General features: G+C 59.7%; 14 protein-coding genes. 2 read left to right on the plus strand and 12 right to left on the minus strand.

Annotated features, from left to right (window positions below):
- Window positions 1-54 precede the first annotated feature (54 nt).
- On the plus strand, window positions 55-225 hold the full coding sequence (locus tag AFK67_RS22325) for a YhfL family protein (RefSeq protein WP_007720716.1): 171 nt from the start codon (window positions 55-57) through the stop codon (window positions 223-225).
- A 92-nt stretch (window positions 226-317) separates the two neighbouring features.
- Here AFK67_RS22325 and trpS read toward each other — a convergent pair whose 3' ends face one another.
- The 12 genes from trpS to AFK67_RS19100 form a co-directional block, all read right to left on the minus strand.
- Window positions 318-1322, minus strand: coding sequence for a tryptophan--tRNA ligase (gene trpS, locus AFK67_RS19045; protein WP_007720712.1), 1005 nt, complete (start codon window positions 1320-1322; stop codon window positions 318-320).
- Entirely contained in the window at window positions 1315-2073 is a 759-nt protein-coding gene (gene gph, locus AFK67_RS19050; RefSeq protein WP_007720710.1) for a phosphoglycolate phosphatase, read from the minus strand. The genes trpS and gph overlap by 8 nt, the downstream gene beginning before the upstream one ends.
- Entirely contained in the window at window positions 2066-2743 is a 678-nt protein-coding gene (gene rpe / locus AFK67_RS19055) for a ribulose-phosphate 3-epimerase (protein ID WP_007753071.1), read from the minus strand. The genes gph and rpe overlap by 8 nt, the downstream gene beginning before the upstream one ends.
- A 44-nt stretch (window positions 2744-2787) precedes the next feature.
- Window positions 2788-3606: an adenine-specific DNA-methyltransferase gene (gene dam, locus AFK67_RS19060; protein WP_038884633.1), complete on the minus strand. Its 819-nt coding sequence runs from the start codon at window positions 3604-3606 to the stop codon at window positions 2788-2790.
- A 68-nt stretch (window positions 3607-3674) separates the two neighbouring features.
- Window positions 3675-5003 carry a cell division protein DamX gene (gene damX / locus AFK67_RS19065; protein ID WP_007720702.1) on the minus strand — a complete coding sequence of 443 codons (1329 nt, stop codon included), beginning with the start codon at window positions 5001-5003 and terminating at the stop codon, window positions 3675-3677.
- Window positions 5004-5095: 92 nt separating this feature from the next.
- Complete coding sequence (aroB, locus tag AFK67_RS19070) at window positions 5096-6184, minus strand: 3-dehydroquinate synthase (protein WP_032967140.1); 1089 nt, start codon at window positions 6182-6184, stop codon at window positions 5096-5098.
- 56 nt (window positions 6185-6240) lie between these two features.
- Window positions 6241-6762, minus strand: a complete 522-nt coding sequence (gene aroK, locus AFK67_RS19075) for a shikimate kinase AroK (RefSeq protein ID WP_004386573.1) — start codon at window positions 6760-6762, stop codon at window positions 6241-6243.
- A gap of 295 nt (window positions 6763-7057) precedes the next feature.
- Window positions 7058-8311, minus strand: coding sequence for a DNA uptake porin HofQ (gene hofQ / locus AFK67_RS19080; protein WP_071602781.1), 1254 nt, complete (start codon window positions 8309-8311; stop codon window positions 7058-7060).
- On the minus strand, window positions 8220-8630 hold the full coding sequence (locus tag AFK67_RS19085; RefSeq protein WP_234013004.1) for a HofP DNA utilization family protein: 411 nt from the start codon (window positions 8628-8630) through the stop codon (window positions 8220-8222). The genes hofQ and AFK67_RS19085 overlap by 92 nt, the downstream gene beginning before the upstream one ends.
- A complete protein-coding gene (locus tag AFK67_RS19090) occupies window positions 8620-9096 on the minus strand; it encodes a HofO family protein (protein WP_007720694.1) in 477 nt (158 codons plus the stop codon). The genes AFK67_RS19085 and AFK67_RS19090 overlap by 11 nt, the downstream gene beginning before the upstream one ends.
- The gene (locus AFK67_RS19095) at window positions 9080-9631 is read right to left on the minus strand and encodes a PilN domain-containing protein (RefSeq protein WP_032967138.1); all 552 of its coding nucleotides are present in this window, start codon (window positions 9629-9631) and stop codon (window positions 9080-9082) included. Before AFK67_RS19095 ends, AFK67_RS19090 begins: the two co-directional genes overlap by 17 nt.
- Window positions 9631-10371 carry a pilus assembly protein gene (locus tag AFK67_RS19100; protein WP_235047948.1) on the minus strand — a complete coding sequence of 247 codons (741 nt, stop codon included), beginning with the start codon at window positions 10369-10371 and terminating at the stop codon, window positions 9631-9633. The genes AFK67_RS19095 and AFK67_RS19100 overlap by 1 nt, the downstream gene beginning before the upstream one ends.
- 170 nt (window positions 10372-10541) lie before the next feature.
- Between AFK67_RS19100 and mrcA the strand changes: the two genes are divergently transcribed.
- Window positions 10542-13094, plus strand: coding sequence for a peptidoglycan glycosyltransferase/peptidoglycan DD-transpeptidase MrcA (gene mrcA / locus AFK67_RS19105; RefSeq protein WP_038884637.1), 2553 nt, complete (start codon window positions 10542-10544; stop codon window positions 13092-13094).
- Window positions 13095-13153: the final 59 nt, after the last annotated feature.

The raw sequence follows: 13153 nt of genomic DNA on the forward strand, positions 1-13153 counted from the left end.
CGTTAACGATATTCATATCAATAATTTAGGACATATCATCAATAGGGATGCACAATGAAAAATCTGATTAAACTCGCCATGCTGGCTGCCGCGCTTTCATCACTGACCGCCTGCACCGGCCATATCGAAAATAAAAACAAAACCTGCAGCTACGACTACCTGCTCCATCCGGCCATTTCGATTTCCAAAATGATTGGCGGCTGCGGCCCGGCGGCTGACCAGTAAGAGTCGGCCTGAAAAAGCAAAAACCCCTCGTGCGAGGGGTTTAGCGGCAACAATAAAAAACCGGGATTACCCCGGTTTCTCTTTGCGTGACCTTACGGCTGGGCTACAAAGCCGATAGCTTCGTATACCTTTTTCAGCGTTTCGCCTGCGTGCGCACGGGCTTTTTCGGCCCCTTCTTTCATCACGCTTTGCAGGAAGGCTTCGTCATTGCGGTAGCGGTGATAGCGCTCCTGAAGCTCGGTCAGCATGCCGGACACGGCATCCGCCACTTCGCCTTTCAGATGACCATACATTTTGCCTTCGAAATGCTGCTCCAGCTCCGGAATGCTCTTACCGTTCACGGCCGAGAGAATATCCAGCAGGTTAGAGACGCCCGCTTTGTTCGCCACGTCGTAGCGCACTACCGGCGGCTCGTCGGAGTCGGTGACCGCGCGTTTGATTTTCTTCACGACCGATTTCGGGTCTTCCAGCAGGCCGATGACGTTATTGCGGTTGTCATCGGACTTGGACATTTTTTTGGTCGGCTCCAGCAGCGACATGACGCGTGCGCCCGATTTCGGGATGAACGGCTCCGGCACGCGGAAGATGTCGCCATAGATAGCGTTGAAGCGCTGCGCGATGTCGCGGCTCAGCTCCAGATGCTGTTTCTGATCTTCGCCCACCGGCACCAGGTTGGTCTGGTAGAGCAGGATATCCGCCGCCATCAGCACCGGATAATCAAACAGGCCAGCGTTGATGTTTTCCGCGTAGCGCGCGGATTTATCTTTGAACTGCGTCATACGGCTCAGCTCGCCGAAGTAGGTGTAGCAGTTCAGCGCCCAGCCCAGCTGCGCGTGCTCCGGCACGTGGGACTGAACAAAAATGGTGCTCTTTTTCGGATCGATGCCGCAGGCGAGATAGAGCGCCAGCGTATCCAGCGTGGCTTTACGAAGCGCGGCCGGGTCCTGACGCACAGTGATGGCATGCTGATCCACGATGCAGTAGATGCAGTGGTAGTCGTCCTGCATGTTAACCCACTGACGCAGCGCACCCATGTAGTTACCGATGGTCAGTTCTCCGGATGGCTGTGCGCCACTAAAAACGATGGGCTTACTCATTTTTCAATTCCTGATTTTCACTGTGGGGTAGCCCGAACGCGGGCAGTAGGTCGCGGAAATGGTCAAAGACGAGATCCGGGTTGCTTAACGTTATCGCTTCGCCGTAGTTATAGCCATAGCTCAGGCCGACGCTTGCACAACCGGCGGCCTGCGCCGCCTGAATATCATTGCGTGAATCGCCCACAAAGAGCAACTCCTGCGCCGACACCTGCAACGCTTCCATGACTTTCAGCAGCGGTTCCGGGTGCGGTTTTTTATGCTGCACGTCGTCGCCGCCGATAATAATGCTGAAATACTCCGCGATGCCGAGCGATTCCAGCATCGGCGCCACAAACGGCGTCGGCTTATTAGTCACCAGACCAAGCGCGATACCATGACGGCGCAGCGCGCCGAGCGTCTCGTACACGTCCGGGAATAACACGCTGCCTGCTTCCACGGCCTCGCCATAATAGCGGTCAAACAGCCGACGCATCATGCGGGCCTGTTCGTCTTCGGGAATGGCGTCCGTTTGCGCAGGTTTGCCCGCTGCGGCGCGCAGCGCGGCTTTCTCCTGACGCGCCCAGGTGAGCGCGCGCTCCACCAGCACGTCAGCGCCGTTGCCAATCCAGGTGATGACGCGCGCGTCGCCTGCAGTCGGGAGCTCCAGCGCATAGAGCGCGTTATCCACGGCGTACGTCAGGCCTGGCGCGCTGTCCACCAGCGTGCCGTCGAGGTCAAAAGCGACCGCGCGAATCGATTGCAGCTTATCCATGAGAAACCTTCGCCAGCTCGCTACGCATATCGTTGATGACTTTCTGGTAATCCGGCTCGTTGAAAATGGCGGAGCCCGCGACGAACATATCCGCGCCCGCCGCGGCGATAGCGCCGATATTGCTGACCTTCACGCCGCCATCCACTTCCAGACGGATATCACGCCCGGAGGCGTCGATGCGCTGGCGTACTTCTTTGAGCTTTTCCAGCGTCTGCGGGATAAACGACTGACCGCCGAAGCCGGGGTTCACCGACATCAGCAGAATAACGTCCAGTTTATCCATTACGTAATCGAGATAGCTCAGCGGCGTCGCCGGGTTAAAAACCAGGCCTGCTTTGCAGCCGTGCTCTTTGATGAGTTGCAGCGAGCGGTCGATGTGTTCGGAGGCTTCCGGATGGAACGTAATGATGCTGGCGCCCGCATCGGCGAAATCCGGGATCAGGCGATCGACCGGTTTCACCATCAGATGTACGTCAATCGGCGCCGTGATGCCGTAATCACGCAGCGCCTTCAGCACCATCGGCCCGATGGTGAGGTTGGGCACATAGTGGTTATCCATAACATCGAAATGGACGACGTCGGCACCGGCGGCCAGCACCCGGGCGGTGTCTTCACCCAGCCGGGCAAAATCGGCCGACAGAATCGAGGGGGCAATCAAATACTGTTTCATCCGCTTCTCCATTAAGTCTTGTGTGTATGGCGGACGGAACCGGCTCAGGCTTCGTAAAGCGCCAGCAGTTCGTCCACCTTTCTGCGCGTGCCGCCATTGCTGCTGATGCTACGTCGAACCCGCACCTTGTGCAGCTTCGCCTGCTGATACCACTGGCGGGTCAGCTCGGTGTCGTGATTGGAGATCAGCACCGGGATGCGCTGGCTTTGCAGGTCTTCCGCGAGCTGCGCCAGGTGCCGCTGCTGTTCCAGATTAAAGCTGTTTGTATGATACGCCGTAAAGTTTGCGGTGGCGGAGAGCGGCGCGTAAGGCGGATCGCAATAAACGACCGCGCTGTTCTCCTGCTGCGCCCGCGCCATGCTGGCGTCATAGGATTCGCAGATAAACAGCGCGCTCTGGGCGCGCTCGGCAAAGTGGTACAGCTCCGTCTCCGGGAAATAAGGCTTTTTGTACCGGCCAAACGGCACGTTGAACTCGCCGCGCAGGTTATAGCGGCACAGGCCGTTATAACCGTGGCGGTTGAGATACAAAAAGAGCAGCGCGCGGCGGAACTCGTCCCGGCTCTGGTTAAACTCTTCGCGCAGCTGATAGTACACCTCAGCCTGATTATGCTCGGCGGTAAACAGCAGACGCGCCTCGCTGACATAATCGTCCGTTTTATCTTTAACCGTGGTGTAAAGGCTTATCAGATCGCTGTTGATGTCAGATAGCACGTAGCGCGAATAATCGGTGTTAAGAAAAACCGATCCCGCGCCGACGAAGGGCTCGATAAGACACTCCCCTTCAGGGAGGTGACGTTTGATATCGTCGAGCAGGGGGTATTTCCCCCCTGCCCATTTAAGAAAAGCGCGATATTTTTTCATGCTGCCTGATTAATTCATACCTTCCCACGCTGTGGAGGAGGCTCCGACAGCATACTGCGCTTTACTCATTACTTCAGATCGGCCTGGACCTGGTGAATCGGCTTAGCCCACGGGTTTTTCGCCTGAACGTCCGCCGGCAGCGAAGAGACAGCGCGTTTCGCTTCGTCTTTCGAGCCATACACGCCGCTCACCAGCACATACCATGGCTGACCATTACGGGTGGTCTGGTAGACCACGTAGTTTTTCAGATTCTCTTTTTTCGCCCACGAATTCAGATTGTTGTAGTTCGAAGAACTGCTCAGCTGAAGCGTGTAGTGGCTGCCCGGCGCGGATTTGAGCGCGCCAACGTTACCCGCGCTCGCGCCGCCTGCCGGAGCGGAAGGCTGGCTCGCCGCAGGTGTGCTGCTCTTCGGCGCCGTTGCGGCACTTGAGGCTGGCGCTGCGGTTGAAGCAGGCGCTTTCACCGGAGCGGAAGCGGTGCCGGTCGCAGGCTCGCTGCGTTTCGGCGCGCTGGCCGGTTTCTGTTCCGCCGCGGTGGTTTTCGCAGGTGCCTGCTGCGGTTTGCTCTGGGTGGTCTGCGTTTTACGCGGCTCAGCCTCAATTACCATCTGCTTACGCTCAGGACGCGTGGTACTGCCGTTGTGGCGCGCAGGCGTCTGGGCCCCAGCGGCGTCGCGCGGTTGCTGCGTCGCAGCGGCGTTGCCGTTTACCGGTGCCACGGTTGCAGGCTCGGTCGGCAGCGTCGAACCCGACACCGCGTTATCAATCTGGCCTTGCTGCTGCGTCAGGGCGTTGTTCAGTTCGCCCGGCACTTCGACACGCTGCTGGCCTTCCGGCGCGGACGGTGTCTGGGCCTGAGTCGGCGTAGAAGAGACCGGCGGCAGCGAAATATCCTGCGGCGAATTGCCGGTAGTCTGGTTCGCGGCGGAAGTGTCGCCCGGCTGCGGCTGCGCACCGTTAGCCTGATCGGACGGATTACCGGCGTTACCGGACAGATCGATGTTTTTCTGGGTATTTTGCGCCTGCGCGTCATCCGCTTTGTTAGCGTCCGGGCCTTTCAGCGCCGAACCGATGCCGATAATCAGCAGCACGAGCACCAGAATACCGAGCGCCATCATCAGATGCTGGCGAGAAATGGGCCCTTTCGGGGGCGCTTTTTTACGCTTGCGCGGGCGACGTTCCTGAACCTCGTCATCGGCCAGCGATTCATCCGCTTCGTAAGTTTCTTCCGTCTGCGCGCGACGCGTACGCGCCGGGCGACGATCTTCTGCGTCGAGATCAACGTCATCAATGTTGATTTGCGGTTCGTTGTCGAACTCAGCAGGTTTACGAGAACGACCAGGACGACGATCGCTGGGATCGGGTTTCAGCTCGTCTTCTGGTTTGAATTCATCCATTTAACACCCCACTCGAAGGCTCAGTGCGGCCTGCGCCACGCTATTGCCCGATAGTAAAAACGCCATCGCTGGCGAACAGTACTTTTTAATGATCACGCCTGCTGACAGTCAGCAATCGCGCTTAAGACCAGATCGTGCGGCACTCCGCCGCGCACTTCACTCTTCCCGATAGCCAGCGGCAGCACTAAGCGCAGCTCGCCAGCCAGAACTTTTTTGTCGCGCATCATGTGCGGCAGATAGGCCTCAGCCGTCATCGACGCCGGGCCTGTGACCGGCAGGCCAGCGCGTTTAAGGAGCGCGATAATACGCTCGACATCCTGCGCCTCAAACTGCCCAAGACGCTGCGCGGCGCGCGCCGCCATGACCATACCCGCAGCCACGGCTTCGCCATGCAGCCAGTTGCCGTAGCCCATTTCCGCTTCGATAGCGTGACCAAAAGTATGGCCCAGGTTCAGCAAGGCACGCATGCCGGTTTCGCGCTCATCCGCCGCCACGACATCGGCTTTAATCTCGCAGCAGCGACGAATGCAGTAGGCCATCGCCGCGCCATCAAGCGCCAGCAGCGCGTCGATATGCTCTTCCAGCCACAGGAAGAAATCGTGGTCGAGGATGATGCCATATTTGATAACTTCCGCGAGACCGGAGGAGAGCTCGCGCGCAGGCAGGGTTTTCAGACAGTCGAGATCGACCACCACAGAGGCGGGCTGCCAGAAGGCGCCTATCATGTTTTTGCCGAGCGGATGGTTAACGGCGGTTTTGCCGCCAACGGAGGAGTCAACCTGTGAAAGCAGGGTCGTCGGCACCTGGATAAAACGCACGCCGCGCTGATAGCAGGCAGCGGCAAATCCGGTGAGATCGCCGATGACGCCGCCACCGAGCGCGATAAGCGTGGTATCGCGGCCGTGCGGTTTTTCCAGCAGGGCGCTGAACACGGTTTCCAGCACGGCCAGGCTTTTGTACTGCTCGCCGTCCGGCAGGATCACCTGGTCAACCTTCACGCCAGCCTGTTCCAGCGTAGCGCGGACGCTATTCAGCCACAGCGGCGCCAGCGTTTCATTGGTGACCAACATCGTCTGGTCACCTGCACGCAAAGGCCAAAAGGAAGCCGGATCGTTGAACAATCCGGCTGCGATGGTGATAGGGTAACTACGTTCCCCGAGAGTAACCGTTAACCTCTCCATGACGTTCAGTAACCTTCTGTGCTTTTACCCGCAGGTGAGTAAGGATTTCGCCGGAATCAGTTGTTTTCCAGCATATGGATAATCTGGTTCGCCACGACTTTTGCGCTCTGATCGTCAGTACGGATAGTGACGTCGGCAATCTCTTCATACAGCGGATTACGTTCGTTAGCGAGCGCTTCGAGCACTTCACGCGGCGGCGTATCAACCTGCAACAGCGGGCGTTTTTTATCGCGCTGAGTACGGGCCAGCTGCTTTTCGATAGTGGTTTCCAGATAGACCACCACGCCACGCGCGGAGAGACGATTGCGGGTTTCACGGGATTTGACAGAGCCACCGCCGGTCGCCAGTACAATACCCTGTTTTTCCGTCAGCTCATTGATGACTTTTTCTTCGCGATCACGGAAACCTTCTTCGCCTTCTACATCGAAGACCCAGCCGACATCAGCTCCGGTACGTTTTTCGATCTCCTGGTCGGAGTCGTAAAATTCCATGTTGAGCTGTTGTGCTAACTGACGCCCAATAGTGCTTTTGCCAGCACCCATAGGCCCAACCAGAAAGATATTGCGTTTCTCTGCCATTTTTTCGGTACTACTAAGACAATTCGTTGATGATAAACCCGCGAGCAATAACCCTGAGCTGCGGGAAATGAACTGAAACCTCTTAAGCGATAGTGCGAGAGTCAGATCAAAAATTATCTCAACACTCAAGGTAGTTTGGCAACCGAATAAATCACCGCGTCTGACGCACAGGAGTGAAAAAACAACAACGGATGCTCCGCCTCCGACCGACTCTCAAATCGGTACTCCTTGTATGCTAATTCCACCCCGGCGTCAAACATCCGGCGACGATAATGGCTAAAAACTCCCATACGGATCAGGCGCCGTTTATAATATGTGGCGTAATAAACACGACCAGTTCGCGTTTTTCGTTGCCTTTCCCGTCATGACGAAACAGGCTGCCGAAGAGCGGAATATTTCCCAATAACGGCACCTGTTCATTCCCGGCTTTATTTTTTTGCTGGAAAATACCGCCAAGCGCCAGCGTTTCGCCGTCTTTTACTTCCACCTGGGTTTCAATCTCTTGTTTATCAATGGCTAATACTTCGCCATCGGCCTGTTGCAGCGCCTGTCCCGGCATATTCTGGCTAATGCGAAGCTTAAGCCGGATGCGCCCGCCCTGTCCGATAGTCGGCGTCACCTCCATACCCAGTACCGCCTCTTTAAACTCCACCGAGGTCGCGCCGCTTTCGCCGCTCGATACCTGATACGGGATTTCGCTGCCCTGCTTAATACTGGCAGGCTGCTGGTGCGCGGCAAGCAGACGCGGGCTCGCGATGATCTCCACCTTCTGTTTTTGCTCCAGCGCCGACAGCTCAAACTCCAGCATACGTCCGTCGATGCGCCCGATATTAAAGCCAAGCCGGGTCGTGGCATCGGCGACCGCCAGATCGGCGGAAATAGTCGTGGGATGATAAAGCTTCGTAGCGCCTTCGGCGTCCGCCGTGCTCCACTTAACGCCCAGTTCACGCAGGCTCTGCTGGTTAATCGTCACGATATGCGCCGCCAGCTCCACCTGCCCGACGGGAATATCCATCTTCGCGACCCACTCCTGAACCTGGCGCAGCGCGCCGGCGGTGTCACGGATCAGCAGGCGATTGGTACGTTTGTCCACCGTGACGCTGCCGCGCGGCGTCATGAGTTTATCGCCGAGCGCAGCGAGCGACGTGGCAAGCTCCGCCGCCTCGGCATAACGCAGCGTGACGGTCTCGCTGACGAGCGGCAGATTCAGCGCCTGCTGCTGGCGCGACGCCTCGCGCTGAGCGAGTTTTTGCTGCTCCCAGGCCTCTGGGTAGACGCGCAAAATGTTGTTCTCTTTTTGCCAGCGCAGGCGCGCGCTCTCCGCCACCATCTGAAACGCCTGTTGCCAGGGCACATTCTGCAGATGCAGCGAGACGACGCCCTCAACACCCGGCGCGATCACCAGATTCAGCTGTTCGCTTTCCGCAAGCGCCTGCAAAAGCTGCACGACCGGCGTCTCATCCGCGGTCAGGGATACGCCCTGGCTCGCGGGCGCGGCGCAGGTGATGTTCGCTGCGAGTAATAATAAAGGAAGGGATTTCCTTATCATGTTGCGCCTCCTTAAGTGTCCATACCAGAAACGAAGGGCGGCACCCTTCGCCATTTTTCAGCGTCACTTTACCGGCATCCGCGCCGGTCACCTGCCAGCCTGTCGGGAGCATCGCGCCAGGGCTGACTCGCAGCCACGTTTTAGACGGCGTTTGCAACAGCACCCGCACCGACGCGCCCTTCTGCACCATACCGCCGTAGCGCCAGAGGGAGACCTGATGAAGTTGGCAGCGGGCCTGCGGCGGCGCAAACGGGTCGCGCCCGGCCAGAGCCGGTAAAGACGCCAGCAACAGCAGCGCGAACAACGCGTTACTTTTCATCGGCGCGCCCCAGTTGTAACGTCAGGCGCAGCGTCTGGCCGTCGTCGACATGCAGCGCGAACCCGTGCGCCAGCATGTCGGTTTGCGCAAGCCTTGCGAATATCGCCGGTACGTGCGCCCAGCCCAGCGCCAGCTCAAGCTCCCCCGTTTCGCCCTGCGGTTGCCAGCGGATGAGATGCCCGTCCGCGCCGGTGTCGAGCGTATGCGGCGAAAACGGCGTCGGGGCGAGCCGCGCCTCAAGCACCGCGGCTTCGCGTTGCCTGTCGGGCAGCGCCGCACGCTGTTGTTGCAAGGCACGCAGCGCCGCGGACTGCTGCGCAAACTGCGCCTCCCGCTGACGAAGGCCGTCCACAAGCGGCGCCAGACCGCCATAAGCCACGCCCGCGAGCAGCGCTAACCAGCCGCCTGCGCAGGCCGCGCGCAGCGACGCCGGGCCGGTAAGCCAGCGGTCAATGAGCAGGCGCATCGGCAGGCTCCTTCTGCAGCGACACGCTAAAGCGCCAGTAGCCCTCCTGTTCCCGGCGCGTCTCGCCGGGCGTCAGCCGGGTAAAAGGCGCAAGCCCGCGCAGCTTCTCCTCAAAAAGCGCGAGCGCCTGCGGCTCGTAAGCGTTACCGGTTATCTCAAGGCGATCGTCGTGAAAGCGCAGCGCCGTGAGCCAGAGCGACTCGGGCAGCGCGTCGGCGAGCGTTATAAGGCGCTGCTGCCATGCCGCGACGTCCTCACGGCGACGCTGCCGCTGCTGCCAGCGGGCATTCAGCGCCTCATAAACCGCCGCCGCCCGCCGCGCCTGTTGCAGTTGCGCCTTTTGCGCGCTAATGGCGAGGGTTTGGGCCTCGAGCTGGTGCTGGAGCGCCAGCTGGTGCCTTGTGATAACGCGATAACCGATGCCTGCCACAAGCGCTACCGCTAACGCGCAGAGAAGAAAAACGCCGCCCCACCGAATAAGCCGCGTGCGCCGCCGCACATGCCGCCACGGCAGCAAATTCACATGCCGTCGCATTACGCCGCTCCCAGCGCCAGGCCAATCGCGACAGCGAAGCGCCAGGGGTTATCCGGCGTCGGCGGACAGGGCCGGGCAATGGCCTGCCACGGGTCAAACGTCTGCCAGCCGCCGTCTTTTTCCGGTAACGCGCCGCACAGCGCTATCTCCTGCGCCTGTACGCCAAGCTGCGCGCCAAGCGCCGCCAGCCCCCCGGCACCCGGCATGGCGCACACGCCCCAGCGTTCGCGGGTCGCCCACAGCCACTGCGCGCCCGACTGCGCCACCACGACCTGACAGGCGTCGCCGGTGTAAGGGAAAAAGCCAGCCAGCACGCTGGCATCGGGCGTCAGCGCGGCAGGCGTAAAGCGCAACGCGCGGGCGCAGTTCATGAGCTCCGCCACCTCCGCAGCGCGGGCGGCGGTAACGGCATACGCGTTGCCATTCGGGCTTTCGGCATAATCAAAAGCCAGCGCGTCGGGCGGCAGGGAAAGCTGACGCGCCGCGACGGCACCGAGCCACGCCTCGCACTCCGGCTCGCACAGCGCCGTCACGGGCCGGGGAAGCTCCCGTTGCAGCGTGCGCTGCGCCGGAAACCCGAGCCGGATCGACGCCGTGCGCGGCAGCTGCGCGCGCCACGGCGTTAACGTCTCAATCAGCGCCTCGCGCCGCTGTTCGTCGCCCTCCCCCGGCGAGAGCGGCAGCGCCCACCAGCGCTGCTGCTTCCAGCCGCCTCGCTCGTAGGTCAGCGCGACCGCCATAACGCTATCTGTTTGAATATGTAAACCAATTTGCCATTGTCTGCCGATCATTTCCGAGGTTCTCCCTGTCCCGTCAAATGAAAATGCCATATCAATGCTTCTGGCTTGCCTTTATACTACCGCGCGGTTGTTTATAAACTGCCCAACAGAAACTAAATGGGAAATCCTCGGTGAAGTTCGTAAAGTATTTATTCTTCCTTGCAGTCTTTTGCATTCTGCTGGGAGCCGGCTCGATCTACGGTCTGTATAAATTTATTGAGCCGCAGTTGCCTGACGTCGCCACGCTGAAAGATGTGCGGCTGCAGATCCCTATGCAGATCTATAGCGCCGACGGCGAATTGATCGCGCAGTACGGCGAAAAACGCCGCATTCCGCTGACGCTGAACCAGATCCCGCCGGAAATGGTAAAAGCGTTTATCGCCACGGAAGATAGCCGCTTCTACGAGCACCACGGGGTCGATCCTATTGGGATCTTCCGCGCCGCGAGCGTCGCGCTTTTCTCCGGCCACGCCTCTCAGGGCGCAAGTACCATTACGCAGCAGCTGGCGCGTAACTTCTTTTTAAGCCCGGAACGCACGCTGATGCGTAAAATCAAGGAGGCTTTTCTCGCGGTGCGTATTGAGCAACTGCTGACGAAAGATGAGATCCTTGAGCTTTACCTGAATAAGATTTACCTCGGCTATCGCGCCTACGGCGTGGGCGCCGCCGCGCAGGTCTATTTCGGCAAAACGGTCGACCAGCTTTCCTTAAGTGAAATCGCAGTCATTGCCGGTCTGCCGAAAGCGCCATCGACCTTTAACCCGCTCTATTCGCTCGACCGTGCCACCGCACGCCGCAACGTTGTGCTCTCGCGTATGCTGAGCGAGGGCTACATCAGCCAGTCGCAGTATGACGACGCGCGCAGCGAAACCATCAACGCCAACTATCACGCGCCGGAAATCGCGTTTTCCGCGCCGTACCTGACCGAAATGGTGCGTCAGGAGATGATCAGCCGTTACGGCGAGAAGGCCTATGAGGACGGTTATAAGGTCTACACCACCATTACCCGCCGTATTCAGCAGGCCGCGCAAAAAGCAGTGCGCGACAACGTGATGGATTACGACATGCGTCACGGCTACCGCGGCCCGTCTAACGTGCTATGGCGCGTGGGCGAAGCGGCGTGGGATGACAAAAAAATCACGGACTCGCTGAAGGCGCTGCCGACCTACGGGCCGCTGCTGCCCGCCGTGGTGACCTCAGCAAACCCCGACGAAGCCACCGCCCTGCTGGCGGACAGCTCGTCGGTCTCGCTGAAGATGGACGGCGTGCGCTGGGCGCGGCCTTACCGCTCTGACACCGCGCAGGGCCCGACGCCGCGCCGCGTTACCGACGTGTTGCAGGCAGGCCAGCAGATCTGGGTGCGTAAGGTCGATGACAGCTGGTGGCTGGCTCAGGTGCCGGACGTCAACTCAGCGCTGGTCTCCATCAACCCCAAAGATGGCTCGGTACTGGCGCTGGTCGGCGGCTTTGATTTCAACCAAAGCAAATTTAACCGCGCCACCCAGGCGCTGCGCCAGGTAGGCTCCAACATCAAGCCGTTCCTGTATACGGCAGCGATGGACAAGGGCCTGACGCTCGCCAGCATTCTGAACGACGTGCCGATTTCCCGCTGGGATGCGGGTGCTGGCTCCGACTGGCGTCCGAAAAACTCCCCGCCGGAATACGCGGGGCCAATTCGTCTGCGTCAGGGCCTCGGACAGTCGAAAAACGTGGTGATGGTGCGCGCCATGCGTGCGATGGGCGTCGACTACGCGGCGGAATATCTACAGCGCTTCGGCTTCCCGGCGCAGAATATCGTGCATACCGAATCGCTGGCGCTGGGCTCTGCCTCCTTCACGCCGCTGCAGGTCGCGCGCGGTTATGCAGTAATGGCGAACGGCGGCTTCCTGGTAGATCCGTGGTTTATCAGCAAAATCACCAACGACCAGGGCGAGCCGCTGTTTGAAGCGAAGCCGAAAATCGCCTGCCCGGAGTGTGATATTCCGGTTATCTACGGCGAAACGCCGAAGTCTGACGTGCTGGAGAATAAAGACGTAGAAAACGTCGCCACCTCCGCTGAGCAGCAGAACGCGCCGGTGCCGATGCCGCAGCTTGAGCAGGCGAACCGCGATCTGGTCGCGCAGAGCCCGGCGCCGCAGTACGCGCCGCACGTGATAGGCACGCCGCTGTCGTTTTTGATTAAGAGCGCGCTGAACAGCAATATCTTCGGCGAGCCCGGCTGGCAGGGGACCGGCTGGCGCGCCGGACGCGACCTCCAGCGTCATGATATCGGCGGTAAAACCGGTACGACCAATAGCTCGAAAGATGCCTGGTTCTCAGGCTACGGGCCGGGCGTCGTAACGTCTGTCTGGATTGGCTTTGACGATCACCGTCGCGATCTGGGTCGCACCACGGCTTCCGGCGCGATTAAAAATCAGATCTCCGGTTACGAGGGCGGCGCGAAAAGCGCGCAGCCCGCCTGGGACGCGTATATGAAAGCCGCGCTGGAAGGCGTGCCGGAAGAGCCGTTAACGCCACCGCCAGGCGTGGTGACGGTCAATATCGACCGCAGCACCGGTCAGCTGGCGAACGGCGGCAACAGCCGCGCGGAGTACTTTATCGAAGGCACGCAACCGACCCAGCAGGCCGTGCATGAAGTCGGCACGACGATTATCGATAACGGCGAAACTCACGAGCTGTTCTGATAAAACGACAAACGCCCCGTCAGGGGCGTTTTTTTGTTACGGCTCGCGCGGTGAAACCG

The sequence above is a fragment of the Cronobacter dublinensis subsp. dublinensis LMG 23823 genome (genome assembly GCF_001277235.1).
GTDB lineage: Bacteria > Pseudomonadota > Gammaproteobacteria > Enterobacterales > Enterobacteriaceae > Cronobacter > Cronobacter dublinensis.